Below are 25,689 nucleotides of genomic sequence, written 5' to 3'. Positions count from 1 at the left end.
GAACGATGGAGATTCCCGAGAACGTTAAAAAGAGGCTGAGCATCCCCGGAGAGGAGCACTTCTATGCGGGCCACACCGCCTGTCAGGGCTGTGGTGCCTCCCTGGGACTTCGCTACGTCCTTAAGGCTTACGGAAGAAAGACCATCTTCGCCATTCCGGCGTGCTGTTCGACCATCATAGCCGGCCCGTGGCCCTACAGCGCCCTCGATGCCAACCTGTTCCACACCGCCTTTGAGACCACCGGAGCGGTTATAGGCGGTATCGAAGCTGCCTTAAAGGCGAGGGGCTTTAAGGTCAAGGGCGAGGACGGCATAATGGTAGTCGGCTGGGCCGGCGACGGCGGTACAGCCGACATAGGCCTCCAGGCCCTTTCGGGCTTCCTTGAGAGGGGCCACGACGCGGTCTACATCATGTACGACAACGAGGCATACATGAACACTGGAATCCAGAGGTCGGGTTCAACCCCCTATGGAGCCTGGACCACCAACACTCCAGGCGGAAAGAGGCACTTCCTGGAAAAGCGGCACAAGAAGAAGGTCATTGACATCGTCATCGCCCACGAGGTGCCCTACGCGGCAACCGCCAGCATTGCTTACCCCGAAGACTTCATAAGGAAGCTCAAGAAGGCCCAGAAGATTCCGGGGCCGAGCTTCATACAGCTCTTCGCGCCGTGCCCGACCGGCTGGCGCTCACCCACAGACAAGAGCATCGAGCTTGCCCGCTTAGCTGTCCAGACTGCCTACTTCCCGCTCTTCGAGTACGAGAACGGAAAGTACAAGATCAACATGCCCTCAACGAAGAAGGAACCGAAGCCTATCGAGGAGTTCCTCAAGTACCAGGGCAGGTTCAAGTACATGACCAAGGAGGACATTGAGGTGCTCCAGCAGTGGGTTCTCCATGAATGGGAGAAGCTCAAGAAGCTCGCCGAGGTATTCGGCTGAGCTTTCCATCTTTAATTCCTCGCAAGGTTTAAGTTCCAATCTGATAACTCACCCGAGGTGATACGCATGGCCGAGAGTCCGTTTAAGGCCGAGATTGAGAGGGTTCAGAAGGAGTATAGCGAAAAGATGACCCCCGGAGCCATAGCCGTAATTCCGGGAAGCAGCGTCGTCAACAAGACCGGCTCGTGGAGAGTCTTCATGCCGGAGTTCAACAGGGACAAGTGCGTCCGCTGTTACCTCTGCTACATCTACTGTCCGGAGCCGGCTATCTATCTGGACGAGGAGAACTATCCGGTTTTTGACTACGACTACTGTAAGGGCTGCGGCATCTGTGCGAACGAGTGCCCTGTTGATGCCATAACAATGGTTAGGGAAGTCAAGTGAGGTGGTGAAAAATGCCGATTAGGAAGGTTATGAAGGCCAACGAAGCGGCTGCCTGGGCGGCCAAGCTGGCCAAGCCGAAGGTTATAGCCGCATTCCCAATTACGCCGTCCACCCTGGTTCCGGAGAAGATCAGCGAGTTTGTCGCGGATGGAGAGCTCGACGCCGAGTTCATCAAGGTCGAGAGCGAGCACTCAGCGATTTCAGCCTGTGTGGGTGCCTCAGCCGCTGGAGTCAGGACCTTCACGGCCACAGCTTCCCAGGGTCTCGCCCTCATGCACGAGATACTCTTCATTGCAGCAGGAATGCGCCTCCCGATAGTCATTGCAGTTGGAAACCGTGCCCTCTCTGCTCCGATCAACATCTGGAACGACTGGCAGGACACCATCAGCGAGCGCGACACCGGGTGGCTCCAGTTCTACGCCGAGAACAACCAGGAAGCTTTAGACCTCATCCTGATAGCATTCAAGGTCGCCGAGGACGAGAGGGTTCTCCTCCCAGCCATGGTCGGCTTCGACGCGTTCATCCTGACCCACACCGTCGAGCCGGTTGAGATCCCAGACCAGGAGCTCGTCGACGAGTTCCTCGGCGAGTACGTGCCAAAGCACGCCTACCTCGACCCGAGCAAGCCGATAACCCAGGGTACCCTCGCCTTCCCGGCTCACTACATGGAGGCGAGATACACCGTCTGGGAGGCAAACGAGAACGCCAAGAAGGTCATCGATGAAGTCTTTGCCGAGTTCGAGAAGCGCTTTGGTAGAAAGTACCAGAAGATTGAGGAGTACCGCACAGATGACGCCGAGATAATCTTCGTCACCATGGGTTCACTCGCCGGAACCGTCAAGGAGTACGTTGACATGCTCCGCGAGAAGGGCGTCAAGGTTGGAGTCGCCAAGATCACCGTCTACAGGCCCTTCCCGACCGAAGAGGTCAGGGAGCTGGCGAAGAAGGCCAAGGTCTTAGCTCTGCTTGAGAAGAACGTCACCTTCAGCATTGGCGGGGCACTCTTCCAGGACTTCAGCAGGGCGCTTATCAACGAGAAGGAGAAGCCCGTCATAGTTGACTTCATCCTCGGTCTCGGAGGCAGGGACGTCACCTTCAAGGACCTCGACGAGGCCCTCGGCATAGCCCAGAAGGCCCTCGCTGGAGAGGAGTTTGATGAAGTCAACTGGATAGGACTGAGGAAGGAGATACTGTGAGGTGAGGAAGATGGCCGTTAGGAAGCCCCCGATCACTACTCGCGAGTACTGGGCCCCAGGACACGCCGCCTGTGCCGGCTGCGGCTGTGCCGCTGCCCTGAGGCTCGCCACCAAAGCGTTTAGCGAGGCTATGGAGGAGAAGTACGGAGATCCGAACGCCTTTGCAATAGCCCAGGCCACCGGATGTATGGAGGTCGTCAGCGCTGTTTTCCCGTACACCGCCTGGAAGGCCCCGTGGGTTCACGTGGCCTTTGAGAACGCGGCTGCCGTTGCCAGCGGTGTTGAGGCCGCCTGGAAGAAGGTGGGCAGGAAGGGCAAGATACTCGCCATCGGTGGCGACGGCGGTACGGCAGACATCGGTATGCAGGCCCTCTCGGGTATGCTGGAGCGCTGGCACAACGTCGTATACCTCATGTACGACAACGAGGCATACATGAACACCGGAATCCAGAGGTCAAGCTCCACCCCATACGGAGCCTGGACGACCACTTCACCGCCGGGCAAGTACTCCATCGGTGAGGACAAGCCCAAGAAGTGGGTCGCCCTTATAGCTGCGGCCCACCAGATACCCTACGTTGCCACCGCCAGCGTCGCCAACCCCTACGACTACATCAGGAAGATGAAAAAGGCCGCCAAGATCGACGGCCCCGCATTCATCCAGGTTCAGTGTACCTGTGTTCCGGGCTGGCGCGCCCCGCCCGAGAAGAGCATTGAGATCACCAGGCTCGCCATCGAGACCGGTGTCTGGCCGCTCTTCGAGATCGAGAACGGCGACTTCCACAACATCAAGATACAGGCACCGGGCGGAGGCGCAAAGGTCAAGCGCGAGGGAGGAAGGGTCGTCGCCATCGAGTTCAAGAAGCCCATCGAGGAGTACCTCAAGCTCCAGGGCAGGTTCAAGCACCTCTTCAAGCAGCCGGAGGCAATCGACCAGCTCCGCGAGCAGATCAAAGCCATGTGGAAGACCCTCGGCGTCGAAGTCACCCTCCCGAAGCCGGAGGAGTGATTTCTCCCTTTTCTCTTGTGTTTTCCCCATGAAAGTTCTTACACAGATTTGTCCAGGAGTGCTATATTTTGAGGCAAAGCTTTTAAGCCCTTAGGGGAACCTAACCCAGAGGTGGTTAAAAATGACGATAAAGACTCCCCCAACACTCAACATAGCCGGACTCGGCGCAGATCCGCTCACCCAGAGAATAAACGAGAAGCAGAGGAAGTGGAGGTACAAGATAGCCGTGCTGAGCGGCAAGGGCGGCGTCGGGAAGAGCACCGTCGCTGTCAATCTGGCGACGGCACTGGCCAAGAAGGGCTACTTTGTAGGAATCCTCGACGCGGACATACACGGACCAAACGTAGCTAAGATGCTCGGCGTTGACAAGGCGGATGTCTTGGCGGAAAAAATGGAAGACGGCAGGTTTGAAATGATACCACCGATGAACGACTTCCTCGGACAGACGACACCGATAAAGGTCATGAGCATGGGCTTTCTGGTTCCAGAAGACCAGCCGATAATCTGGCGCGGCTCACTCGTCACAAAGGCGATAAAACAGCTCCTCGGCGACGTCAAGTGGGGCGAGCTCGACTTCATGATAATAGACTTCCCGCCCGGGACAGGTGACCAGATACTCACCGTCACCCAGACGGTAAAGCTTGATGCGGCGATAATAGTTACGACCCCGCAGGAGGTGGCTTTGCTCGATACGGGCAAGGCCGTTAACATGATGAAGAAGATGGAGGTCCCCTACATAGCGGTCGTTGAGAACATGAGCTACCTCATCTGCCCGCACTGTGGCAACGAGATAGACCTCTTTGGCAAGGGGGGCGGTAGAAAGCTCGCCGAGAAGGAGGGAGTTGACTTCCTCGGAGAGATTCCGATAGACCTCAAGGCTAGAGAAGCGAGCGACGCTGGTATACCCATAGTCCTCTATGAGGACACCGTAGCGGCGAAGGCATTCATGGAGATAGTGGAGAAGCTCGTGAAAAGGCTTGAGGAGATGAAGGGAGAAGAGAAGGAGAGCCCCGAATCGGAGTGAAGCTTTTAAGCCTGTGGTATTATCCACAGCCAGCGCGGCTCAGACCGGCTGGGGCCGAAGCGATGGGGCCGCGCTGGGCCGGGCTACATTAACTTTTTAACCAGTTCTGGGTATCTCATCGGGAGGGAGAGCATGAAACGGGCCCTCATTCTCATCGCGTTCATCCTCACCGTGGCCCTTCCCCTGGTTTCCGCTGAAACACTAGGCTATTACCCCAACCAGAGTGATTTTCAGGCGTTTCTCGACTCAAACTCATCGTACACCGTCGTTGCCGGCAACGAGAGCTGGGCAGGGGGCTGGGCGTATTACATCGACGAGAGGCTCCACACGATAAAGCCCCACGGCAACGGAACGCTCGTTCTGGTGGGAAACGTCTACAACAACCCCGCGATGGCAAGGATTTGGAACCTCACGGGGCTTCCCGCCAACGCTTCTCTTCTCCCCTCTATCGTCGTCCTCAACGACACCATCCTCATAACCGGCTCCGAGGACAACATCTACATGACAGAGCGGGCATTTGAAGGGCTCTGGAACCCTCCAAGGAGCTCGGTGGTGGCGTTCTCTTCAATCTCCTTCCTGATATTCATGATATTTCTCGTCTGTCTGAGCCGCGATAACAGCCACGCCGGGAGCTTTTATCTCCTCGCATCCTCCCTCCTCGGCCTCTGGTACCTCACCGCTGAAAGGCCTGTTCTGACCGAGGGATTCCTGCGCTATCTCCTCCAGGGATTGAAGTTCGCCGCCGGAGGGCCCCCGGACTCGCCACTGGGCGCGATAATTGGTGCAACGTTCAGGGTCGTGCCACCCATAGAGGAGAACATAGTGTTCATCCACTGGACCCTCATTCTGCTAATACTATCATTCTCATTCTATTTGGCCCCAAAGCGGGCGCGTGAGCTCGGATTCATGATATTTGGGCTCATTTTTGTATCTCCAATGTTCAGAGAGAACCTGTACCACATCAACGGCAGCACCCTCGGCCTGGCGGCCCTTGCAATAGTCCTTGCAATAATAAGCAACGTGGCGTTCTCTCCGGAGAAAAGGAAGGCACTGCTTCAGACTTTTATTCTCTCTATCTTCACGCTCCTGGCGATAGCAATAAACCCGTATCTGGTACTCATCCCTATAATCTTCGTCCTGACGTTCCCCAAGAGGCACCTACGGAACTACGCCTACCTGATGATAACCGGCATCGGAGTATTTCTGATGTACACACAGTTCGGCATGCCCCCCGGAATACCTAAGAGCATAGACCCCAACGGATGGAGATACCTCGAAAGGTTCCTCTTTAACAGCTCCCTTGCACTAACTGCAATGACCTATACGGCCCTAAAGGGTCGGAGAAGAATAAAGATGAAGGGGCAGACTGCCTTTCTGTTACTGATGACGATGGTGTACCTGCCAATAGCCCTCTTCGTGCCCCCGCTGTTCCCGTACTGCTTCATCCTGCTGGCGGCGCTCACCATCAGGATGATCCACGGCTTCACTCCCGGAACTTGATCGCCCCTATCACGGTGCCCCGGAGGTGGGGGCCTATCTCCTTGATTATGCCCGGCGCCTGGGTACCCTTCTTGAGTATGAGGAGGGTCTCCATGAGGCCGAGCTCCTCAATCCGCTTGACATCCCTTCCGTGGCCCGTCTTTATGAGGGCCTTCTCAACGTTCTCGCTTATCGTCCCAGCGATGAAGAGCTTGTCGTGGCCATCGCTGAGCCAAGTCTTTATGCGTTTTAACTGGGCGTCACTGAAGGCCAGCTCGACCTCTCTGGCCCCGAATTCAACGCCAGTCACAACGACCTCGACTGGCAGGTTGTCCACCCAGCCGAACTCCCGTATCATCTGCCTGACAGGCATTTCGCCAAAGGTCTCCTTCAGGTAGTAGAGGGGGAGAAGGGCATCCTTTGGCCTGGGCGTGAAGATTCCAATGTCCACGTAGGCGCCGTAGCCAACCTTTCCGAGGTCTATAAAGCGCCCCCGGTAGGTCTTGCCCTCTACAACGGCCTTGAGCCTGTAGGGGACCTCCCCGAACTCCTCACGGACGAGATTCGCGCTTATTTCCTCGTCCTCACCGTTGAGGCTTACCTTGACCCAGTTCTTTTTCACAGCTGAGAGCTTCCATTCAACTTCCAGATCACCAAGCAGGGCTTTGAGCTTCTTATCGAGCTTAAGAAAACCGCTCCTGTCTCCGTAAACCTTCTCAAGAATAACTACTTCCTGCATCCTCACCATCCCCGACGTTCATCCAATTGACCATTCAAACATTCTCACTTCTTCTTTCTGGGCTTCTTCCTGAGGCCGAGTTCTATCTCAAGCTCCTCTATGCGCTTCTGAAGCTCCTCAACGACAGCTGTGTTGTCGTACTGCATGAGCATGGCCCCGCATATCGGGCACTGGAACTGATAGTCCATGGCCTCGTCGAAGGTCAGCTTTGGATGCCCCGGTGTGCCGCAGTGGTAGTAAATTTCGCTGGTCTCCTCGTCAAGCATCTCCTTCAGCTTCTTCAGCTCGGCCATTTTCTTTGCCCGGATAATCTCCGGCAATCTTTTCGTCTCAAGACGCCAGTAGTAGTAATACCAGCCGGTTTCCTTGTCGCGAATGCGCTTGAACTCAGCCAATCCCTGGTCGTAGAGCATGTACAGAACCTTTCTGACCGTGTTGACCCTGATACCGGTTATCTCGGCGAGCTCCTCGTCGGTGGATTCCTTCTTCTTTTCAAGAGCCTTGATTACCTCAACGGCCTCTTCACCGCCCATGTCCATTGCAAGCTCAAGGAGCTCCTTGTTCCTCCTCCTTGCCACAATAACGACCTCCGTAGAATATTTAACCGGACTGACTTTTAGCGCATAAATACTGTCCAATAGCAAACTATGTGGCCTGGAGTATATATAGGTTTTTGTCATATTTCCAACGCCAGTGAACAGAAAAGAACGTTGAATGGACTAATCGGTGAAGTACTCATTGAGAAGCTCCTTTGCGGATGGCTTGTAGAGTTCTAAAACTTCGATGTCCTCAATGACGTTGCCCTCCCTTAGACGGAGCTTCACCTTCCCACCGTAGACTTGGAGGTCATCAAGCATGCCGTATATCGCGTCCTCAGCCTCAAGAGGTGTCTTAAACTTCATTATATACTCCTCACCCTCCGACAGAATAAGCTTGACCCAGTACTCGTTCTTTCTTTTGAAGGGACGGGTGATTTTCGGCTTAAAGTTGTCGATTATGATTTCCAAGTGCTCCACCTCCAGCCCAAAGACTTTTTGGTCTCCCTAAGGCTTTTAGGGTGCAGATTTTTAAGGGTTTCCTAGAGGACCCTTAGATTAAATGATGTCAGCTATTATTTAAACGTTATGAGACAATATTTTTATTGAAGTTCACAAACTCGATAGGGACGGGTTATGTGGGCCATAGAAGTAGAGGGGCTCAAAAAAAGCTATCCCAAGAAGATCCCCCTCCCTTTCAGGAAGGTAGAGTGGGTGGAGGCCGTAAAGGGAGTAAGCTTCAAAGTTAGGAAGGGGGAGCTCTTCGGACTCCTCGGGCCCAACGGTGCAGGGAAAACTACCACGATAAAGATGTTGACGACCCTTTTGGAGCCCAGTGGAGGGACTGCAAGGGTTCTAGGACTGGATATACGGAAGGACGCCAGGGAGATCAGGAGGAAGATAAACCTTGTGGCGGAGGGCGAGAGAACCCTCTACTGGCGCCTGTCCGCCTACGAAAACCTCAAGTACTTCGCCAGGATATACTACGTCCCCAAAGGAGAGGAGAAGGAGAGAATAGAAAGCCTCCTCAAGCTTGTAGGCCTCTGGGAGAGACGGAACGACCTGGTGATGAACTTTTCCCGCGGCATGAAACAGCGCCTGGCCATAGCCAAGGCTCTCATAAACGACCCCGAGGTTCTCTTTCTGGACGAGCCCACACTGGGCCTCGACGTGCAGAGTGCGATATTCGTGAGGGAGTTCGTGAAGAGGCTCGTGAAGGAGGAAGGCAAGACTGTTCTTCTAACGACCCACTACATGGCCGAGGCAGAGGAGCTGTGCGACAGGATAGCGATCATCGACCACGGGAGGATAATAGCCATGGACACTCCTGGGAGTCTGAAGAGGCTCGTTAAGGACGAAGAGACCGTCGAGATCAGGGTAAGGGAGCTAAACCCCAAAAGTCTCAAAGAGAGCCCCTTCAGTATGGCGGTGATTGAGGAGGACGCCTCGACCGGAACCGTAAGGCTCAGGGCCCAGGTTGATGAGGAAGACCTGCCCCGGCTCGTGGAATGGCTCGTAAAACGTGACGCCAAGGTGCTGTCGGTCGAGAAAATGGAGCCGACCCTTGAGGACGTCTTCATCAAGCTCACCGGGAGGGGGCTGAGGGATTGATACTGGCCGTTGTGGAGAAGGAATTCCGGATGTTCTTCCGCTACCCCCTAAGGGTCATAAGCTCGATCCTCGTGGGGATAGTCTTCCTCCTCCAGTTCGTCTACTTCGGACAGGCGGTTCTGGGGGGCAGATACTCGGCCCTGCTTGAGGCCTCCACGGGGATGGGAGACTATCCAACCTATGCACTCATAGGCTACGTCCTCTGGTGGGTCTCGGTTTCACCGATAGAAGCCTACGTCTGGGGCGTCAGGAGGGAGCTCCAGAGGGGGACATTTGAAACCAACGTCCTGTCCCCGGCAGGGCTTATCAGCCTGCTCTTCGGGCTCTCGCTGAGCTGGCTCCTCATGGATTCCATCCTCATGGCGATAGTCTTTGTCATGGGGGCGATAATCTTCAAAATCCCCATAACCGCGGTCATCGTTCTGAAGTCCATGCCGGCTATAGCGGCGTCGCTTCTGGCGTTTTTGGGCTTCGGCTTTGTATTTGCCGGCTTGGTTATGCTCCTGAAGAACATCGGGCCGTTCGCCCAGATATTTGAGTTCGCAATGCTGTTCCTGTCCGGCGTCTTCTTCCCCCTCACTGTAATGCCAGCGCCCATCCGGACTCTATCCCATCTGTTCCCGCTGACCCATTCGGCACGAATCGTCAGGGCACTCTTTGCAGGCGAGGGGTATTCCGCAGTCTCAGGCTCCGTGGCGTGGCTGTTGCTCCTGATACCCGCTTACTGGGCCATCGGCTACCTGCTCTTCCGGTGGGCGGAGAGAACGACGAGGGTGATAGGGTATGGCGGCTACTGAGCTCAGAGCCCTCTGGGGGGTGGCCGTTAAAAGCTGGCGCATTTTCCTGAGTTACAAGCTCTGGTTCATCAGCGATATAGCCCTCGGCTTCTTCTTCGTTGGACAGGCGCTCCTCATAGGGATAGGCCTCACCGGAGAGAGAAACTCCGAGGCCCTCCGCGAGCTGACCGGCTACTCAGACTACGTAACATTCGCCGTCCTCGGCTTCATGGTTCTGGGATTCGGGCTGACGTTTCTCAGCGGTTTCGTCTGGAGCGTTGTGGATGAACTCTACGCCGGAACCCTTGAGTACTCCTTCGCCGCCCCGATGAGGAGGATAACCTTCTTCCTCGGCAACGTCCTCACGAGACTGCTCCTTTCATTCGCGTACATGGCGGTTTACGTCCCCCTGTTCGTACTCCTGTTCGGGCTGAACTTCGACATAGTGGCGTTCTCAAGGGCCATCCCGGTGCTCCTGATCGGTGCCATCGGAATGGTGGGCATGGGTATGACCGCCGCGGGGATAGTGCTCTATCTGCGGGATCCGGGGCCGTTCATAAGCATACTGGAGATGCTGGTGTTCGCGCTGAGCGGTGCGATGTACCCCATCTCGGTACTCCCCGGCGGACTTCAGTTCCTGGCCAGAATACTGCCCTACGCACCCACAACTGAGGCAGTAAGAAGAGTCGTTGCCTACGGTTACGGGGCGGCGGCAGGGGAGATAGCGTATCTTCTGGTTCTCTCAACAGCATACGGCCTTCTCGGCTACCTGGCATATAAATGGAGTGAAAAACAGGCAAAAACCGTCGGTCTCAAGGCCTACTGAAGGGAAGCTCGATGCCCGTCTCTTTCGCGACTTCTATGACCCTCTCCAGCGGCACCACGGCGCTCCTCGCACCGACCTTCTGAACGGTTAGGTACGCCAGTACCATGCCGAGCCTTGCGGCTTCCTCAAGCGTCCAGCCGCTGAGAACGCCGTATATAACCCCCGCATCGAAAGCGTCCCCAGCACCGGTCGAGTCAACGACCTCCGCACTCAGCCCTCGGACCTCGTGCACGTTTCCGTTCTCGTCCCTCACCAGAGCCCCTCCACCGTTGAGGGTCACCACGAGGTTTTTAGCTGAGCAGAGCGAGAGGTCGAGGGAACCAAACTTCCGCCTGTACTCGTCCTCGTTCATCATGAGGTAGTCCACCTTCTCCTCTATCTCCGGAGAGAGTTCCGCCTCCCCTATGTCGAGGGAGACCGTTATCCCGCTTTCGCTTGCGAAGTTCACGACCTCAACTATGGTCTCCGGAGGGTTCGAGGAGAGGTGAACGTGTCTAGTCATCGAGAGGTACTCGAAATTCACCTCCTTCATCAGGTTCGCACCCGGATATTTCACTATCCTCTTGTCCTCGCCGCGTATCATAGCCACTGCAACACCCGAGGGAACATCGACAACCTTTATGCCACCGGTGTCCACGCCGAGCTTTTCGAAGTATGCCAGATGAGCCTCGCCAATCTCGTCCCTTCCAACGGCCCCTATGTAGCCCGTCTTCAATCCAAAGGTGGCCAGCCAGCTTATTGTGTTTGCCGCGGCACCGCCCAGGCCGAAAAAGGCCTCCCTGGCATTGACCTTCTCGTGAAACTCCGGGAAACGATCCATCAGCATTATGATGTCGTAGTTGAGGTTTCCAATTCCCACCACATCGAATCTGACCACAGACATCACCCCCTGAGTGATGTGATATGTGGGATTTCGTTAATAATCTTGCGGAAAGCCGAAAGGGAAAGATTTAAATATCCATTCCTACCCACATATGAGTAAGAGGTGAACAAAAATGATGCTTGTACTGGAGGCCTACTTCAAGAACTACCCCGCCAGAAGGAAGGTAGCCGAGTTTCTCTTTGAAAACGGCCTCAGCGTAAAGAACGGCAAGATATACCTCCGGAACGTGGAGGTTCCCATAAGCGAGCTCGCCAGGGTCATAGGCGTTAACAGGAAGATAGTCTATCACACCATAGAGTACATCGAGAAGACCTATCCCCTCAAGCTGATATTCGAGCGCCTCAACCCTCTTCCGAGCCTGATAGAGGTCGCTCCTCTGATGGGGTGGGAGGTTCTGGAGATAGAGCTGGACAAAGGAGGATATCTTCGGGGCTTTTCCGAGGTTCTCGCCCTGCTCTCGGACAACGGCGTTTCGGTAATGGAGGTTTTCAGCAGAAACCTCAGGGAGGAGCCCACAAAGCTCTACATAGTTATAGACGGAACCCTGCCGGTTGAAGTCTTCATGAGAGTCAAGGAGATGGAAGGATTCAGGAAGCTAATCCTCCACACGCCGGAGAAGGACAAGGAGCGGTTCGTCTGCAACTACTGCGAGGTTAAATACTGCCCGAGACGGGTTTTAATAGAGAGGTTTGAGGCTATCCCGTGACCCTAAAACCCTCCAGTCCCTCCGGTTCTTCCCATTTTACCTCGACGCGCGTTACCCGCGCCAGCGGCGGCCCCTGGTGGGCCCAGCCAATGAGCGTCTCAACCCTTTCCGGGTCGCCCTCGACAACGGCCTCAACCGTTCCGTCCGGAAGGTTCCTCACCCATCCGCTGAGGCCGAGCTTTCTCGCTTCTCTCTGCATGCTCCACCTGAAGCCAACACCCTGAACGCGTCCGTAGATTCTAAGGTGAGCCCTCACCCGCTCCATACCTCATCCCGTTGGATGTAGTTCCACAACCGATTTAAGCTTATCCGTCGACTCCAGAACCGGGTGAGGGGCATGGAGATGATATTCGTCTACACGACCTTCCCGGACTGGGAGAGCGCCGAGAAGATAGTAAAGACTCTCCTTGAGAAAAAGCTCATCGCCTGCGCCAACCTCAGGGAGCACAAGGCGTTCTACTGGTGGCAGGGAAAGATCGAGGAGGACACCGAAGTCGGCGCCATACTCAAGACGAGCGTCGATAAGTGGAAGGAACTGAGGGAGGCCATAAAGGAGATGCACCCCTACACCGTTCCGATAATAGCCCGCATCGAGGTCGACAGGGTGAACGGTGAGTACGCGGAGTGGCTTGAGAAGGTGCTGTCATGATAAGAAAGGTCAAGCCCCAGATCAGGGTTGTGGGTTTTGACGACGGGACGTTCTCCTTTTCTTCCAAACTCAAAGGAGAGAAGACCATCCTAGTGGGAGTCGTCATGAAAGGTTCCCAGGAGGTCGTTGGCGTTCTCTCGCGCTGGATAACCGTTGATGGGAGCGATGCAACCGATGCGATGATAGATGCTATCAACTCCTCCAGGTTCAAAGATTTGAGGCTGATTCTCCTGAAGGGCATAACCTACGCGGGCTTCAACGTCGTTGACCTGGAGAGGCTTCACTCGGAGACCGGCCTGCCGGCGATAGTTGTCATCAGAAAACGGCCGGATATGGAGGCGATGGAGAAGGCGCTGAGGAAGCACTTCAGAGATGCCGAGGAGAGGATAGACCTCCTGAGGAAAGCGCCTCCCCTTCTGGAGCTCATCCCGGAGAAGCTCTACATCCAGGCCGTGGGGATCGACGGGGACAAGGCTTCCGAGGTTATCAGGGTCACGACCCGAACTGGACTCCTCCCGGAGCCCCTCAGACTGGCACACATGATAGCGAGCGCTGTCATGATGGGAGAAAGCACACGGGAGTAGGTTTATAAGAGGGGCCGAAAAAAAAAAGAAACGGCCGATGATGGCAACAGGGTAGCTACCGAATCTTGATGTGGAAGCCGTTCCAGTCTGAGGCTAATCGCACGGCACCAGTAACACAGGGGCTTTTGAGTCCCTCATGACCCTTTCCGCGGTGCTTCCGAGGAGCAGGTCCTTCAGGAAGTTTCTGCCCTTCTTGCCTATGACTATCAGTGTGGCGTTCTTTGCCAGGGCAGTCCCTATTATCGCCTGACTTGCACTGCCCACGAGAACCTCAACGTCAAACTGGGCCTTTACGCCCTTGGCGGACTTTCTGAGGTTTATCTTCGCCACCTCTATGTTGTGCTCAAGCTCGTCAATCCTGCCGTAGTCCACAGAGTGAAGCAGGATTCCACGCTCTATGAGCTCCTCAAACTCCCTGACGGTCTTGACTATCTTTATCGAGCACTTCGAGAAGTCCAGCGCTACCAGGGGACGCTTGAATATGGTCGAACAGTCCACTGAGGGCTCAAAGCCGTCGTCCTTCTTCTGATACTTGAGGAGAAGAACCGGCCGCTTTGTCGCCCTGGCCAGGTTGGAGGCGGTGCTACCCATGAACATGGTCCTCCAGATGTTCTCACCGACGCTTGGGATAACCACGAGGTCTATGCTTTTCTCCTCCGCCACCTCGGCTATCTCTATCGACGGAATACCTATCCTGACTACCGCGTTCACATTTACCCCCTCAGCCCGGAGCTCCTCCGCGAGATCCTCAAGCTTCTCGCGGTAGATATCCTCAAGCTCAAAGGCCTCGAACTCCGCTATGGTTATGTCAATGACGTGGATGAGGTAGAGCTCCTTAACCCCCATGGAGATGAGCCTCGGGATGCAGGTGCGCAGGGCGTGCAGGGAAACGTCCGAAAAGTCGGTCGGGTACAAAACCTTCTCAAACATCTTGGACACCTCAGTATTAATTTGGACGTTGGTGCTTATTATCGTTATCCATTCAATTGGAAAGGGTTATAACGCTCAGAGCGAACTCTCAACGGTGATAGCTATGGTCAAGAGGGTTCACATCTTTGACTGGCACAAGGAAAACGCGAAGAAGGTTGAAGTTTTTGCCGGCTGGGAGATGCCCATCTGGTACTCCAGCATAAAGGAGGAGCACTTAGCCGTAAGGAACGGCGTGGCAATCTTCGACGTCTCCCACATGGGAGAGTTCATTTTCCGCGGTAAAGATGCCCTGGAGTTCCTTCAGTATGTGACCACCAACGACATAAGCAGACCCCCTGCGATAAGCGGAACTTACACCCTCGTCCTCAACGAGCGCGGAGCGGTAAAGGACGAGACCCTCGTCTTCAACATGGGGAACGACACATACATGATGGTCTGTGATTCAGATGCCTTCGAGAAGCTTGACGCCTGGTTTAACACCATAAAGAGAGGAATCGAGAAATTCGGCCAGCTCGACCTCGAAATCGAGAACAAGACCTATGACATGGCCATGTTCTCAATCCAGGGCCCGAGGGCGAGGGATCTGGCGAAAGACCTCTTCGGCATTGACATCAACGAGCTCTGGTGGTTCCAGGCAAAGGAGGTCGAGCTCGACGGGATAAAGATGCTCCTCTCAAGGAGCGGCTACACCGGCGAGAACGGTTTTGAGGTCTACTTCGAGGACGCCAACCCATACCACCCTGACGAGAGCAAGCGCGGAAAGCCGGAGAAGGCTTTACACGTCTGGAAGACCATCCTTGAGGCCGGTGAGAAGTACGGCATAAAGCCGGCCGGACTGGGGGCGAGGGATACTCTCAGGCTTGAAGCCGGCTACACCCTCTACGGCAACGAGACCAAGGAGCTCCAGCTCCTCAGCACGGACATCGACGAGGTTACCCCCCTCCAGGCCAACCTCGACTTCGCCATCTTCTGGGACAAGGAGTTCATTGGCAAGGAGGCGCTCCTCAAGCAGAAGGAGCGCGGTCTGGGAAGGAAGATGGTGCACTTCAAAATGGTGGACAGGGGCATCCCGAGGGAGGGCTACAGGGTCCTGGCCAACGGAGAGGTCATAGGTGAGGTCACCAGCGGAACCAGCTCCCCACTCCTCGGCATAGGGATAGGCATCGCTTTCGTCAAGGAGGAGTACGCCAAGCCGGGCGTTGAGCTGGAGATAGAGATAAGGGGCAAACCCAAGAAGGCCGTAACCGTTGCTCCGCCCTTCTATGACCCGAAGAAGTACGGGGCCTTCAGGGAGGACTAACTTTTCCTCCTCTTTTTCCAAAAACCTTTTAGGTAACGGGGGCGGAACCAAATTTTATTAGGGAGATCAAAATCATTGAATTTATATGCCCCAAAAATGAGTTGAAGCCATGTCCCGCAAGCACGCCGTCGGTGCAGTTCTCCTGTGGTCAACGGTTGCAAGTGCCTTCAAACTCTCGCTCCGCTACATGAGTCCTCTCCAGCTCCTTTTCTACGCGTCCCTAACCTCGCTCGTGCTCTTTGGAGTCCTCTACGCGAGAGAATTCACCCCCAGAAAGGAAAACCTCCGCTCGGCCTACCTCGGCCTTATAAACCCCCTCCTCTACTACACCGTCCTCTTCTCGGCCTACGACAGACTGCCTGCCCAGGAGGCGCAGGCGCTCAACTACACCTGGCCGCTGATGCTCGTCCTCCTCTCTATTCCCCTCCTTGGAAAGAGACCCAGTGCGAGAACTGTGCTTGGCTTGTTCCTCGGATTCTTCGGAGCGATTGTTGTTGCCACGAAAGGGGACGTTGCTGGTTTGAACTTCACCGACCCAGTGGGCGTTGCCCTCGGCCTGGGAAGCGCACTCATCTGGGCGAGCTACTGGCTTCTCAATCTGCGCGATAAGCGACCACTCGTCGAAAAGATGTTCTGGAACTTCCTCTTCGGCTTTATCTATATCTCCGCAGCGATGGCCGCAACGGGTGGGCTCGCCGTTCCTCCCGCTGAAGGGCTCGCCGGAGCGATCTACGTCGGCCTGTTCGAGATGGGAGTTACCTTCCTTCTCTGGTACCGGGCCGTTGAGGGCGATATGGCGTTTGCATCAAGCCTTGCCTACCTGGTGCCCTTCATGAGCCTGTTCTTCATCTCCCTCGTCGTCGGGGAGAGCATCGCCCCGGCAACGGTGGTGGGGCTGGCGATGATAGTGACCGGTATAATCATCGGGAAGAGATAGCAAAACTTATAAACTCGGCTTGGGTAGGTTAAGCCGGATGGGGGCGTGGTGTAGCCTGGTCCATCATCGCGGGCTCCAGAGGTATGAGGACTTGCGGGTTTGCTGATTTGGGGATGAGCCTTTGGAGCTCTGACCCGGAGAAACCCGCGGACCGGGGTTCAAATCCCCGCGCCCCCACCATTACACCAAACTTTTCTGGCGAAAAGTTTGATCAAAGAAACTTCACTGGGCAAAGTTTCATCAAAGTTCGTAGCTCCTTCTAAAGTGTGAGTTTTGAGGATTTTCTGGTTGGAATCAGCTATCATAAGTGAGAACATCTTTAGGAGCCTATTGTGGGGGGTTTAATCTTAAAAAGACGCCCGAAGGACGTCAGAGGAAGTAAACCCTTTTTTGAGAGATTATTGTTGAGTGTTCTCTCTTGAAGGAAATGCTCGGAATTCGAAACCTGCTCATTTTACTCCTTTGGTGATGAGCTACAAACTTTTGGTGAAGCTTTCCCAAAAGCTCCCCAGCCCCCGCCAGAGGTTGCCCGTCAAACTTCAGAAAAATGACTGCTCACCTTTGCAAAGTTTAAGTGTAAGCGGAAGTTTTATTAACTTTGACTCATAAAAAGTTTACGAGGTGGTATCATGGAGGAGCCCATAAAGATAGGCCACGACAAGCTCTATATCGGCGAGGGAGAAACGGCCAGAAGGGAGCTCCGCGTGGTTAAGGTCAGCGACGACGTGATACAGGTGCAGGAAGAGGTCCACGGCATCATAGCCCTCGTCGGCGCAAGCTCAAGCGTCAACATAAAGAGGGAAGAACTCAAGAACCTGATCAAGGTTGTCAAAGAGGAGTTCGGATGGACCGACATCTGCGAGTGAACCTCTCCTTTTTCCGCCGAATTTCGGCTTTGCTGCCTTTATGGGTATCATCGGCGGTGATATTAACGTTTTATAAGCATAAAAGTGCTTAAAAGCCATCGAGGTGATTGCCATGGCAGTTGGAGAGAAGATAACGATCAGCGTTATAAAGGCCGACATCGGCGGCTGGCCGGGACATTCAAGGGTTCATCCCCAGCTCGTTGAGACTGCGGAGGAGGTTCTTGCGAAGGCTCAGGAGGAGGGCACGATAATCGACTTCTACGTTGCCACCTGTGGCGATGACCTTCAGCTCATCATGACCCACAGGAAGGGCGTTGACAGCCCCGAGATACACGGTCTCGCCTGGAAGGCCTTTGAGGAGGCCACGAAGGTCGCCAAGGGGCTCGGGCTTTATGGAGCTGGCCAAGACCTTCTGAAAGACGCGTTCAGCGGCAACATAAGGGGAATGGGCCCGGGGATAGCCGAGATGGAGATCACCGTGAGAAAGAGCGAGCCGATAGTTACCTTCCACATGGACAAGACCGAGCCCGGCGCTTTTAACCTCCCGATATTCAGGATGTTCGCTGATCCCTTCAACACAGCCGGACTGGTCATAGACCCCAACATGCACATGGGCTTCCGCTTTGAGGTATGGAACATAAAGGAGCACAAGCGTGTTATCCTCAGCACTCCCGAGGAGCTCTACGACCTCCTCGCCCTCATCGGAGCCAAGAGCCGCTACGTCATCAAGAGGGTCTTCCCCAAGGAGGGACACAAAATCCCGAAGGACGAGCCGGTCGCCGTCATAAGCACCGAAAAGCTCTACGAGATAGCCGGCGAGTACGTTGGAAAGGACGACCCGGTGGCCATCGTCAGGGCTCAGAGCGGCCTCCCGGCCCTCGGAGAGGTTCTTGAGCCCTTCGCATTCCCGCACCTTGTCAGCGGCTGGATGAGGGGTTCACACAACGGCCCGGTGATGCCTGTTCCGATGCACATGGCCAACCCGACCAGGTTCGACGGCCCGCCAAGGGTCGTTGCCCTCGGCTGGCAGATAAGCCCCGAAGGAAAGCTCGTCGGCCCGGTTGACCTCTTTGACGACCCGGCCTTCGACGGGGCCAGGCAGAAGGCCGTTGAGATCGCCGAGTACATGCGCAGACACGGCCCGTTCGAGCCCCACAGGCTCCCGATGGAGGACATGGAGTACACCACCCTTCCGGGAGTCCTGGAGAAGCTCAAGGACAGGTTCGAGCCCGTCGAGTGATCTCCTTTTTCCTTTCCATACCGTTCCCCTTTTCTGCCCGTAAAATCTTATAACTCTGGAGCACCATAGCCATCAATATACACCATCAATGCAGGGAGAATAGGAATGTACACTGGTGGTTGAAATGGACGGGAACAGGTTCATTCTCTCCCTCGACGAGGGAACGACCTCGGCAAGGGCAATAGTTTTTGACAGGGAGGGCAACGTCAGAGGAATAGGGCAGTACGAGTTTCCACAGCACTACCCGAGGCCCGGCTGGGTCGAGCACAGGCCGGACGAAATATGGGACGCCCAGTTCAGGGCGATAAAGACGGCCCTTGAGAGGGCCAAGATAGGGCCGGAGCAGATAGCGGCAATAGGCGTAACCAACCAGAGGGAGACGACGATAGTGTGGGACAGAAGCGGAAAGCCACTATACAACGCTATCGTCTGGCAGTGCAGGAGAACCGCCAAGATGGTGGAGGAGATAAAGAGGGAATACGGAAACGTAATCAAGGAGAAGACCGGCCTGGTTCCGGATGCATACTTTTCAGCCAGCAAGCTCAAATGGCTCCTCGACAACGTTCCTGGCCTAAGGGAAAAGGCCGAAAGGGACGAGGTGCTCTTCGGGACGGTGGACACCTTCCTCATCTACCGCCTCACGGGGGAGCACATAACCGACTACTCCAACGCCTCCAGAACGATGCTCTTCAACATAAAGAAACTCGACTGGGACGACGAGCTCCTCGAAATCTTCGGGATTCCTGAAGGGATTCTCCCGGAGGTCAGGGAGTCAAGCGAGGTGTACGGCTACACGAAAAGGGAACTTCTCGGTGCAGAGATACCGGTGAGTGGAGACGCCGGCGACCAGCAGGCGGCCCTGTTCGGGCAGGCGGCATTTGAGGCGGGAATGGTGAAGGCCACCTACGGAACCGGGAACTTCATTCTGGCAAACACCGGCAAAACCGTCCGCTATTCCGACAACCTCCTCACAACGATAGCATGGGGGCTCAACGGAAAGGTCACATACGCCCTTGAGGGGAGCGTCTTCGTAACCGGAGCCGCCGTCCAGTGGCTCCGCGATGGGATAAGGATCATAAAGAGCGCCGGGGAGACAGAGGAACTCGCAAGGAAGCTCGAAAGCAACGAGGGTGTTTACTTCGTCCCGGCCTTTGTTGGCCTCGGTGCGCCCTACTGGGATCAGTTCGCCAGGGGTCTGATAATCGGGATAACGCGCGGAACCGGGAGGGAGCACCTGGCAAGGGCGACGCTGGAGGCGATAGCTTACCTGACCCGGGACGTGATCGAAGAGATGCAGAGGCTGGTCGGAATCAAAGAGCTCCGCGTCGACGGTGGGGCCACCGCCAACGACTTCCTGATGGAGTTCCAGGCGGACATACTCGGAAAGCCCGTCGTAAGGCCCGTCGTTAAAGAGACGACTGCCCTCGGAGCGGCCTATTTAGCAGGCCTAGCCGTGGACTACTGGGATGGCCTGGACGAGATCAAAGAGCTCTGGAAGGCCGAGAGGGTCTTTGAACCGAAGATGGACGTGGAGACCAGAGAGAGGCTCTACCGCGGCTGGAAGGAGGCCGTGAAGAGGGCATTGGAGTGGGCAAAGGTCACCGGCACCTGAGGGGACAGCCCTCCCATTCACTTTTGCCGTTTCCCATGAAAACGGGAAGGACACTTCAGTCCATCCTTCCAATGTTCACCAATGTGCCGCCTTCGTATGCCTAGATATGTTCTCTACGCCCTTCTGTCCGGAACTTAAAGTTTAAGAAAGCTTTAAAACAAGAAAGACCCTTTTTTAAGTTAATTAGGAGGGAAAAGAGATGAAAACGCGGATAGCAATAATCGGTGCCGGCGTCGTCGGGGCGTCGATAGCGCGCGTTCTCAGCCAGTATGAGGGACTTGAGGTTCATCTAATCGAGAGGAACGTCGACGCCGGGATGGGCGTCAGCAAGGCCAATACAGGCATAATCCATCCCGGACACGAGGATGACCCCGAAAAGCACCCTCTGAGGGCAAAGCTCTGCGTCGAGGGAAACAGGCTCTGGTACCAGTGGACGAAAGAGCTGAGAATTCCAGCGAAGTGGCCGGGCGAGCTCATGGTCGCACTCGAAGAGGAGGACATAAAGGTCGCCGAGTACTACCTGGAGCTTGCACAGAAAAACGGCGTTCCGGGCGTCAGGCTCGTTGACAGGGAGGAGCTTCTGAGGCTTGAGCCCAACGTCAACCCAAACGCCGCGGGAGCGCTGTGGGCACCGACAGCTGGAGTAATGTCCTCCCCGATGGCGGCCGTGGCACTCACAGAGAACGCCGTCGACAACGGTGTCAAGTTCCACCCGGAGACCGAAGTGCGGGGAATAAAGGTGGAAAACGGGGAGGTAAAGGGCGTTGAAACGAACCGGGGATTCATCGAGGCCGACATCGTCATAAACGCGGCCGGCCTATACGCGGACAGAATCTCGGCCATGGCCGGCATAGACCACTTCACAATACGTCCCAGGAAGGGCGAGTACTACATCTTCGACGACGACGCCGGGCCAAAGGTCAGGAGGATAGTGCACCAGACGCCGACCCCGACCACAAAGGGGGTCTACGTCATCACCGAGATGAACGACGGGGTGATGATAGGACCCACCGCCGAGGATCTGCCCGAGGAAGCCAAGGACGACACCTCCACAACCAGGGAGGGGCTGGAGTTCGTCTGGGAGATGGCGAAGAAGCTCGTCAAGGGGCTGCCTCCCAGGAGCAGGGTGATAAGGACCTTCGCGGGCCTGAGGCCAGAGCCCCCGGACGGCAGGTGGATAATAGAGGCCTACGACGACCCCTGGGGCTTCATAAACGTTGCAGGGATAAGGTCGCCCGGACTAACAGCCGCTCCAGCGATAGCGCACTACGTTGCTGAGGAGCTGATTAAGGGCAAGCTGGACGTAAAACTGACCAAAAAGTCCCGCTGGAACCCCTACCGGAACGCCTTCTGGTTCAAGGCCCTCCCAAGGGAGAAGCAGGCAGAGCTCGTGAAGGAGAACCCCTCCCACGGCAGGGTAATCTGCATGTGCCGCACGATAACGGAGGGGGATATACTCGACGCAATAGCCAGGATGAAGAAGATGGGCGTCAGAACAATAACCCTCGACGGCGTTAAGCTCAGGACAGGCGTCACGGGCGGAACCTGCCAGGGTTCATTCTGCAGGGTGAGGATAGCCAACATCATCGCCAGGGAAACCGGAGTCCCGCTCTGGAAGGTCAGCATCAAGGGAGAGGGCACCGAATACGGCATCGGCGACATAAAGGTTCTCCTGAGGGGTGAGGAAGAATGAGGAGTGAGTACGACGTCGTTGTCATCGGAGGAGGGCCGGCTGGCCTTGCCGCCGCAATAAAGGCGAAGGAGCTCGGTCTTAACGTCCTCCTCATCGAGAGCAGGGAGTTCCTCGGCGGCATTCCGATGCAGTGCGTGCACCCGGGCTTCGGTATCCACTACTTCAAGGAGGACCTGACAGGGACGGAGTTCATACACCGCATAATCGAACGGTTCAGGGAGCTGGACATCGAATACTACACGAACGCCCACGTCCTTGAGGTGGCGCCGTACTCCTACAGGCACAAGATTCTCAGGATTGTGACGGAGGAGGGGCTCTTTGAGGTGGCGGCAAAGACGGTTATCTACGCCGCCGGAGCAAGGGAGAGGCACATGTTCGAGATAGGAATAACCGGCCACAGGGTTGCAGGGATTTACACCGCCGGGGAAGCCCAGACCATGATGGACATCTACGGGGTGATGCCCGGAAAGGAGATAGTGATAGTGGGTTCGGGCGACGTCGGACTCATAATGGCGAGAAGGTTCACCCTTGAGGGGGCAAAGGTAAAGGCCGTCATAGAGCTGATGCCCTATCCAGGCGGACTAACAAGAAACGTCGTCCAGTGCCTTGAGGACTTCGGAATCCCCCTCTACCTGAGCCATGCAGTAACGAGGGTTGAAGGGAAGAGGAGGGTAGAGAGGGTCATCGTGACGAAGGTGGACGAGAAGCTTAGGCCCATTCCGGGAACAGAGGAGAGCATAGAGTGCGACACCGTCGTTCTGGCGGCCGGTCTTGTCCCGTACCTCAAAGTCATAGAGAAGGCAGGGGTGGAGATAGACCCCGTCACCAGAGGACCGGTCGTCAACAGCTACCTCGAAACCAGCGTTCCAGGGATATTTGTGGCCGGAAACGCCCTAGTCATCAACGACCTCGTTGACTACGTCGTCGAGCAGGGCGAGGAGGCCGCCATGGGAGCGTACGAGTTCGTCAAAAACGGCGGCCTGCCGGCTCTCAAATGGAGAAAGCTCGTGAAGGGGAGGAACATCAGGCTCGCCGTGCCGCACTACTTAGCCGACACCAAGGACGTCACAATCTATGCGAGGGTTGGGGAGCCGGAGGAGAACGTCAGGCTCCGCTTCCCGGAGATTGGAAAGGAGATAAGACTCCCATTCGTGAAGCCCTCCGAGATGATAAGGGTGAAGCTGAAGAGGGAGGAGATAGCCCGGGCCAAAGACAGAATCACCATGGAGGTCGTCCGGGATGAGTGAGGTCAAGAAGTTCAGGCTGACCTGCATCGTCTGCCCCCTTGGCTGTACGGTTGAGGTGACCATGGAAGGCGACAGGATAACCGGAGTTGAGGGCTTCACATGCCCCCGGGGGAAGGACTACGCGATACAGGAAATCAGGGAGCCGAAGCGCATCGTCATGAGCGTTGTGAAGGTGAGGGGAGGAAGGTTTCCGACGGTGGCAGTTAAGAGCGACAGGCCCGTTCCCAAGGAGCTCATACCCGAGATAATGAAAAAGCTCGCGGAAGTTGAGGTCGAAGCGCCGGTCAGCGTGGGGCAGGTCATCGTTGAGAACGTACTGGGAACCGGGGCGAACATAGTTGCCACGAGGGAGGTGTAGTACGGCAAAGCCTCCGCTCAATTCGCCATTTTATTTCCTCCGGCGGCAGGACATAGCACAACCTCTCAAAACTCTTAAATACATTAATTGTAAATAACACTGGGAGTGATACGGGGTGAGGAATATGAGGTTCACGGTTCTCAGGATCAACCTGAACAAAGGAAAGGTCGAAAGCGAGGAGCTGGAGAGGGATGGGGTATACGGGGTTATAGACTACGGGATAGAGGTTCACGAGAGCCTGGAAACCCACAGCCTTGAACCATACGATCCCCAGAACGTCATGGTAATGGGCATGGGGCCGTTTTCAGGCTCAACCCTGCCCGGGGCTCACAGGCTCATGTTCTTCTTCCGTTCCCCCCTATACGGGACTCTCTTTCCATCTGCAATGGGAGGCGCTGCTTACGCCTTCAAAAACGTTGGCATAGACTTCGTGGCCTTCGAGGGCAAGGCCGAGAAGCCCGTCGTTGTTTTACTTTACAACGACGGCGAAAACGTAAGGGTGGAGCTCCACGCGATAGAGCTTGAGAAGGTCATCGAAATATGGAGGGGCTACAAGGGAGAGGAGGGAGTCTATGCCCTCACCCAGTATCTCATCGATACCTTTGGAGAACGCTTTGACTTCGAGTACAGAATAGCGGTCGTTGGGCCCGCCGCTCTAAACACCAACTACGGAGCGATATTCTCCCAGGCACTCAGGAAGGGAGAAAGGCTTGTTGGAAGCGAGGACTGGGCGGCAAGGGGAGGCCCGGGTTCGGTTCTTCTCAGGGCTCACAACGTCGTCGGAATAATATTCGGCGGAAAGCCGAGGAGGAGAAGCTTCCCGGGCGAGGACATCGGCAGCTTCAAGACCTCCAAGAGTATCGTCGAGGGCGTGCACAAAAAGCCGTACAACGAGATAATAGCCGAGAAGACGACCAAGTACCGCTTCAACCCCAAGCTCAACACCGGCGGAACCTTCGGTGGCAACTACCCGGCCGAGGGCGACTTCGTTCCGATACTAAACTGGCAGATGCCCTACATTCCAAAGGAGGAGCGCATAAAAATCCACGAAAACATCATGAAGCACTACTGGGAGCCCTTCAACGAAGAGGCCATAAAGCCCAAGAACTGGACGACCTGCGGCGAGCCCTGTCCTGTCGTGTGTAAGAAGCACCGGAGGGGACACCACGTAGAGTACGAGCCCTACGAGGCCAACGGTCCGCTGAGCGGAAGCATAAGCCTGAGAGCCAGCGACATAAGCGTCCACGCCGCCGATGCAATGGGCTTCGACGCGATAGAGTTCGGTGGAACCGCAGCGTGGGTTTTGGAATTAATCCACCGCGGTCTGCTCAAGCCGGAGGAGGTTGGCATAAGCGGAAAGCCGGAGTTCACCAAAGAGGCCCTTCTTGAGAGACCGGTGGAGGCGAGCGAGGTCAACGCCAAGCTCGTCGCCGAGCTGGCCCACAGGGTGGCCTTCGCCGAGAACGAGATAGCGAGGATAATCGGCCTCGGAAAGAGGAAGGCCAGCGTAATCTTCGACGAGAGGTTCAAGGACAGGCTGAAGTACGGCGAGAGCTTCAAGGACTACGGCGTCTTTGTCCCTCTCGGCGAGGACGGTGAGATGACGCCGACGATGTACTGGGCGATAGGCAACTACATACCGCTCCCGATTCAGGGTAGGTACTGGACCTTCTACCAGTTCGGCGTCTTTCTTGAGCCGGAGGAGCTCGCCCAGAAGATAATCGCCTCGGCTCTCTGGGAGTTCTGGTACGACAACGTCGGCTGGTGCCGCTTCCACAGGGGATGGATGAAGCCCGTCCTTAAGGCACTGTTCATGGACGCCTACGGAGAGAACGTCGACATGGAGGAGCACGCGAAGAAGCAGATAAAGAGGCTCATAGAGTACGCGAGGAAAGCCGGCTACACCCCGGCATTCTGGGACAGCATGCGCGTGATAGACCTCGTCGCCGCCGGAAGCGAGGAGTTCGGCAACGAGCGCTGGGCCGAAAGGTTCAGAATCGACAAGGTCGGCACCGCCAAGGAGTACCTCGAGAGGGTGCTCAGTGCATACAGCGAGATTCTGGGAGTGGAGTGGAGGTTTTGAGTTTTCATTTTAGTTTTCATTTTCCTATCTATTTGCGAAAAGAACGATTGTCGGTTTTCTATCCTATAAATGGCTCAAATCTA

27 protein-coding genes and 1 tRNA gene are annotated in these 25,689 nt (G+C 55.7%); 22 read left to right on the top strand and 6 right to left on the bottom strand.

The window, feature by feature from the left end; genetic code table 11:
• Window positions 1-5: 5 nt before the first annotated feature.
• The 6 genes from NUS69_RS10130 to NUS69_RS10105 all read left to right on the top strand — a co-directional run bounded on the left by NUS69_RS10130 (window position 6) and on the right by NUS69_RS10105 (window position 6,051).
• Window positions 6-941, top strand: a complete 936-nt coding sequence (locus NUS69_RS10130) for a 3-methyl-2-oxobutanoate dehydrogenase subunit beta (RefSeq protein WP_258083630.1) — start codon at window positions 6-8, stop codon at window positions 939-941.
• Window positions 942-1,007: 66 nt separating this feature from the next.
• Complete coding sequence (gene porD, locus NUS69_RS10125; RefSeq protein ID WP_055428495.1) at window positions 1,008-1,325, top strand: pyruvate synthase subunit PorD; 318 nt, start codon at window positions 1,008-1,010, stop codon at window positions 1,323-1,325.
• An 11-nt stretch (window positions 1,326-1,336) separates the two neighbouring features.
• Window positions 1,337-2,521, top strand: a complete 1,185-nt coding sequence (gene porA, locus NUS69_RS10120) for a pyruvate synthase subunit PorA (protein ID WP_258083629.1) — start codon at window positions 1,337-1,339, stop codon at window positions 2,519-2,521.
• Between the two features lie 10 nt (window positions 2,522-2,531).
• Window positions 2,532-3,527 (top strand): pyruvate synthase subunit PorB, encoded by a 996-nt coding sequence (porB, locus tag NUS69_RS10115; protein ID WP_258083628.1) that lies wholly within the window; start codon window positions 2,532-2,534, stop codon window positions 3,525-3,527.
• Window positions 3,528-3,648: 121 nt separating this feature from the next.
• The gene (locus NUS69_RS10110) at window positions 3,649-4,551 is read left to right on the top strand and encodes an Mrp/NBP35 family ATP-binding protein (RefSeq protein WP_258083627.1); all 903 of its coding nucleotides are present in this window, start codon (window positions 3,649-3,651) and stop codon (window positions 4,549-4,551) included.
• 132 nt (window positions 4,552-4,683) lie between these two features.
• Complete coding sequence (locus NUS69_RS10105) at window positions 4,684-6,051, top strand: hypothetical protein (RefSeq protein ID WP_258083626.1); 1,368 nt, start codon at window positions 4,684-4,686, stop codon at window positions 6,049-6,051.
• Here the strand turns inward: NUS69_RS10105 and NUS69_RS10100 are convergent.
• From NUS69_RS10100 to NUS69_RS10090, 3 genes are all read right to left on the bottom strand, one after another.
• Entirely contained in the window at window positions 6,035-6,769 is a 735-nt protein-coding gene (locus NUS69_RS10100) for a DUF2110 family protein (RefSeq protein ID WP_258085095.1), read from the bottom strand. The two genes, NUS69_RS10105 and NUS69_RS10100, sit on opposite strands and share 17 nt — an antisense overlap.
• Window positions 6,770-6,813: 44 nt before the next feature.
• Complete coding sequence (tfe, locus tag NUS69_RS10095) at window positions 6,814-7,347, bottom strand: transcription factor E (RefSeq protein WP_258085094.1); 534 nt, start codon at window positions 7,345-7,347, stop codon at window positions 6,814-6,816.
• Between the two features lie 141 nt (window positions 7,348-7,488).
• Entirely contained in the window at window positions 7,489-7,776 is a 288-nt protein-coding gene (locus tag NUS69_RS10090) for a hypothetical protein (RefSeq protein WP_055428489.1), read from the bottom strand.
• 165 nt (window positions 7,777-7,941) lie between these two features.
• Here NUS69_RS10090 and NUS69_RS10085 point away from each other — a divergent pair, with 165 nt between their 5' ends.
• Genes NUS69_RS10085 through NUS69_RS10075 form a run of 3 tightly spaced genes read left to right on the top strand, consistent with a single transcriptional unit; the run spans window position 7,942 to window position 10,518 of the window.
• Complete coding sequence (locus NUS69_RS10085) at window positions 7,942-8,916, top strand: ABC transporter ATP-binding protein (protein WP_258083625.1); 975 nt, start codon at window positions 7,942-7,944, stop codon at window positions 8,914-8,916.
• A gap of 29 nt (window positions 8,917-8,945) precedes the next feature.
• Window positions 8,946-9,713, top strand: coding sequence for an ABC transporter permease (locus NUS69_RS10080; protein ID WP_258085093.1), 768 nt, complete (start codon window positions 8,946-8,948; stop codon window positions 9,711-9,713).
• Entirely contained in the window at window positions 9,700-10,518 is an 819-nt protein-coding gene (locus tag NUS69_RS10075) for an ABC transporter permease (RefSeq protein WP_258083624.1), read from the top strand. The genes NUS69_RS10080 and NUS69_RS10075 overlap by 14 nt, the downstream gene beginning before the upstream one ends.
• Here NUS69_RS10075 and NUS69_RS10070 read toward each other — a convergent pair.
• Window positions 10,505-11,401, bottom strand: coding sequence for an ADP-dependent ribose-1-phosphate kinase (locus NUS69_RS10070; RefSeq protein ID WP_258083623.1), 897 nt, complete (start codon window positions 11,399-11,401; stop codon window positions 10,505-10,507). The genes NUS69_RS10075 and NUS69_RS10070 overlap by 14 nt on opposite strands.
• Window positions 11,402-11,513: 112 nt before the next feature.
• Between NUS69_RS10070 and NUS69_RS10065 the strand changes: the two genes are divergently transcribed.
• Window positions 11,514-12,107, top strand: coding sequence for a hypothetical protein (locus NUS69_RS10065; protein WP_055428485.1), 594 nt, complete (start codon window positions 11,514-11,516; stop codon window positions 12,105-12,107).
• On the opposite strand, the gene NUS69_RS10060 is transcribed toward NUS69_RS10065, so the two are convergent.
• Window positions 12,097-12,372 (bottom strand): acylphosphatase, encoded by a 276-nt coding sequence (locus NUS69_RS10060; protein ID WP_258083622.1) that lies wholly within the window; start codon window positions 12,370-12,372, stop codon window positions 12,097-12,099. The two genes, NUS69_RS10065 and NUS69_RS10060, sit on opposite strands and share 11 nt — an antisense overlap.
• Window positions 12,373-12,444: 72 nt before the next feature.
• On the opposite strand from NUS69_RS10060, the gene cutA reads away from it, so the two are divergent.
• On the top strand, window positions 12,445-12,756 hold the full coding sequence (gene cutA, locus NUS69_RS10055) for a divalent-cation tolerance protein CutA (RefSeq protein WP_258083621.1): 312 nt from the start codon (window positions 12,445-12,447) through the stop codon (window positions 12,754-12,756).
• Window positions 12,753-13,340, top strand: a complete 588-nt coding sequence (locus NUS69_RS10050; protein WP_258083620.1) for an endonuclease dU — start codon at window positions 12,753-12,755, stop codon at window positions 13,338-13,340. The genes cutA and NUS69_RS10050 overlap by 4 nt, the downstream gene beginning before the upstream one ends.
• A 93-nt stretch (window positions 13,341-13,433) precedes the next feature.
• On the opposite strand, the gene NUS69_RS10045 is transcribed toward NUS69_RS10050, so the two are convergent.
• Entirely contained in the window at window positions 13,434-14,270 is an 837-nt protein-coding gene (locus NUS69_RS10045; protein ID WP_258083619.1) for a universal stress protein, read from the bottom strand.
• A 103-nt stretch (window positions 14,271-14,373) separates the two neighbouring features.
• Between NUS69_RS10045 and gcvT the strand changes: the two genes are divergently transcribed.
• The 10 genes from gcvT (at window position 14,374) to gor (ending at window position 25,606) form a co-directional block, all read left to right on the top strand.
• Window positions 14,374-15,570 (top strand): glycine cleavage system aminomethyltransferase GcvT, encoded by a 1,197-nt coding sequence (gcvT, locus tag NUS69_RS10040; protein ID WP_258085092.1) that lies wholly within the window; start codon window positions 14,374-14,376, stop codon window positions 15,568-15,570.
• Between the two features lie 109 nt (window positions 15,571-15,679).
• A complete protein-coding gene (locus NUS69_RS10035; RefSeq protein ID WP_258083618.1) occupies window positions 15,680-16,507 on the top strand; it encodes a DMT family transporter in 828 nt (275 codons plus the stop codon).
• Between the two features lie 39 nt (window positions 16,508-16,546).
• Window positions 16,547-16,687 (top strand) — tRNA-Trp (locus NUS69_RS10030).
• Window positions 16,688-17,136: 449 nt separating this feature from the next.
• A complete protein-coding gene (locus NUS69_RS10025) occupies window positions 17,137-17,373 on the top strand; it encodes a hypothetical protein (protein ID WP_258083617.1) in 237 nt (78 codons plus the stop codon).
• Window positions 17,374-17,485: 112 nt separating this feature from the next.
• Window positions 17,486-18,613 carry a fructose-1,6-bisphosphate aldolase/phosphatase gene (gene fbp / locus NUS69_RS10020; RefSeq protein WP_258083616.1) on the top strand — a complete coding sequence of 376 codons (1,128 nt, stop codon included), beginning with the start codon at window positions 17,486-17,488 and terminating at the stop codon, window positions 18,611-18,613.
• A 124-nt stretch (window positions 18,614-18,737) separates the two neighbouring features.
• Window positions 18,738-20,225 carry a glycerol kinase GlpK gene (gene glpK, locus NUS69_RS10015; protein ID WP_258083615.1) on the top strand — a complete coding sequence of 496 codons (1,488 nt, stop codon included), beginning with the start codon at window positions 18,738-18,740 and terminating at the stop codon, window positions 20,223-20,225.
• Between the two features lie 199 nt (window positions 20,226-20,424).
• Window positions 20,425-21,918: an NAD(P)/FAD-dependent oxidoreductase gene (locus NUS69_RS10010; RefSeq protein WP_258083614.1), complete on the top strand. Its 1,494-nt coding sequence runs from the start codon at window positions 20,425-20,427 to the stop codon at window positions 21,916-21,918.
• On the top strand, window positions 21,915-23,165 hold the full coding sequence (locus NUS69_RS10005) for an NAD(P)/FAD-dependent oxidoreductase (protein ID WP_258083613.1): 1,251 nt from the start codon (window positions 21,915-21,917) through the stop codon (window positions 23,163-23,165). Before NUS69_RS10010 ends, NUS69_RS10005 begins: the two co-directional genes overlap by 4 nt.
• Complete coding sequence (locus NUS69_RS10000) at window positions 23,158-23,523, top strand: DUF1667 domain-containing protein (RefSeq protein WP_258083612.1); 366 nt, start codon at window positions 23,158-23,160, stop codon at window positions 23,521-23,523. Before NUS69_RS10005 ends, NUS69_RS10000 begins: the two co-directional genes overlap by 8 nt.
• Before the next feature lie 124 nt (window positions 23,524-23,647).
• Window positions 23,648-25,606 (top strand): glyceraldehyde-3-phosphate:ferredoxin oxidoreductase, encoded by a 1,959-nt coding sequence (gene gor / locus NUS69_RS09995; protein WP_258083611.1) that lies wholly within the window; start codon window positions 23,648-23,650, stop codon window positions 25,604-25,606.
• Window positions 25,607-25,689 lie beyond the last annotated feature (83 nt).

It is taken from the genome of Thermococcus thermotolerans (assembly GCF_024707485.1).
GTDB classification, from domain to species: Archaea; Methanobacteriota_B; Thermococci; order Thermococcales; family Thermococcaceae; genus Thermococcus; species Thermococcus thermotolerans.
The sequence above is the reverse complement of the archived record's forward strand: the minus strand, read 5'-3'. Positions and strand labels throughout refer to the sequence as shown.

Excerpts from the sequence above, each read along its gene's own strand:
- NUS69_RS10130 (WP_258083630.1), top strand. The coding sequence starts at position 6 with ATGGAGATTCCCGAGAACGTTAAAAAGAGGCTGAGCATCCCCGGAGAG.
- porD (WP_055428495.1), top strand. The coding sequence starts at position 1,008 with ATGGCCGAGAGTCCGTTTAAGGCCGAGATTGAGAGGGTTCAGAAGGAG.
- porA (WP_258083629.1), top strand. The coding sequence starts at position 1,337 with ATGCCGATTAGGAAGGTTATGAAGGCCAACGAAGCGGCTGCCTGGGCG.
- porB (WP_258083628.1), top strand. The coding sequence starts at position 2,532 with ATGGCCGTTAGGAAGCCCCCGATCACTACTCGCGAGTACTGGGCCCCA.
- NUS69_RS10110 (WP_258083627.1), top strand. The coding sequence starts at position 3,649 with ATGACGATAAAGACTCCCCCAACACTCAACATAGCCGGACTCGGCGCA.
- NUS69_RS10105 (WP_258083626.1), top strand. The coding sequence starts at position 4,684 with ATGAAACGGGCCCTCATTCTCATCGCGTTCATCCTCACCGTGGCCCTT.
- NUS69_RS10100 (WP_258085095.1), bottom strand. The coding sequence starts at position 6,769 with ATGCAGGAAGTAGTTATTCTTGAGAAGGTTTACGGAGACAGGAGCGGT.
- NUS69_RS10085 (WP_258083625.1), top strand. The coding sequence starts at position 7,942 with ATGTGGGCCATAGAAGTAGAGGGGCTCAAAAAAAGCTATCCCAAGAAG.
- NUS69_RS10080 (WP_258085093.1), top strand. The coding sequence starts at position 8,946 with ATGTTCTTCCGCTACCCCCTAAGGGTCATAAGCTCGATCCTCGTGGGG.
- NUS69_RS10075 (WP_258083624.1), top strand. The coding sequence starts at position 9,700 with ATGGCGGCTACTGAGCTCAGAGCCCTCTGGGGGGTGGCCGTTAAAAGC.
- NUS69_RS10070 (WP_258083623.1), bottom strand. The coding sequence starts at position 11,401 with ATGTCTGTGGTCAGATTCGATGTGGTGGGAATTGGAAACCTCAACTAC.
- NUS69_RS10065 (WP_055428485.1), top strand. The coding sequence starts at position 11,514 with ATGATGCTTGTACTGGAGGCCTACTTCAAGAACTACCCCGCCAGAAGG.
- NUS69_RS10060 (WP_258083622.1), bottom strand. The coding sequence starts at position 12,372 with ATGGAGCGGGTGAGGGCTCACCTTAGAATCTACGGACGCGTTCAGGGT.
- cutA (WP_258083621.1), top strand. The coding sequence starts at position 12,445 with ATGGAGATGATATTCGTCTACACGACCTTCCCGGACTGGGAGAGCGCC.
- NUS69_RS10050 (WP_258083620.1), top strand. The coding sequence starts at position 12,753 with ATGATAAGAAAGGTCAAGCCCCAGATCAGGGTTGTGGGTTTTGACGAC.
- NUS69_RS10045 (WP_258083619.1), bottom strand. The coding sequence starts at position 14,270 with ATGTTTGAGAAGGTTTTGTACCCGACCGACTTTTCGGACGTTTCCCTG.
- gcvT (WP_258085092.1), top strand. The coding sequence starts at position 14,374 with ATGGTCAAGAGGGTTCACATCTTTGACTGGCACAAGGAAAACGCGAAG.
- NUS69_RS10035 (WP_258083618.1), top strand. The coding sequence starts at position 15,680 with ATGTCCCGCAAGCACGCCGTCGGTGCAGTTCTCCTGTGGTCAACGGTT.
- NUS69_RS10025 (WP_258083617.1), top strand. The coding sequence starts at position 17,137 with ATGGAGGAGCCCATAAAGATAGGCCACGACAAGCTCTATATCGGCGAG.
- fbp (WP_258083616.1), top strand. The coding sequence starts at position 17,486 with ATGGCAGTTGGAGAGAAGATAACGATCAGCGTTATAAAGGCCGACATC.
- glpK (WP_258083615.1), top strand. The coding sequence starts at position 18,738 with ATGGACGGGAACAGGTTCATTCTCTCCCTCGACGAGGGAACGACCTCG.
- NUS69_RS10010 (WP_258083614.1), top strand. The coding sequence starts at position 20,425 with ATGAAAACGCGGATAGCAATAATCGGTGCCGGCGTCGTCGGGGCGTCG.
- NUS69_RS10005 (WP_258083613.1), top strand. The coding sequence starts at position 21,915 with ATGAGGAGTGAGTACGACGTCGTTGTCATCGGAGGAGGGCCGGCTGGC.
- NUS69_RS10000 (WP_258083612.1), top strand. The coding sequence starts at position 23,158 with ATGAGTGAGGTCAAGAAGTTCAGGCTGACCTGCATCGTCTGCCCCCTT.
- gor (WP_258083611.1), top strand. The coding sequence starts at position 23,648 with ATGAGGTTCACGGTTCTCAGGATCAACCTGAACAAAGGAAAGGTCGAA.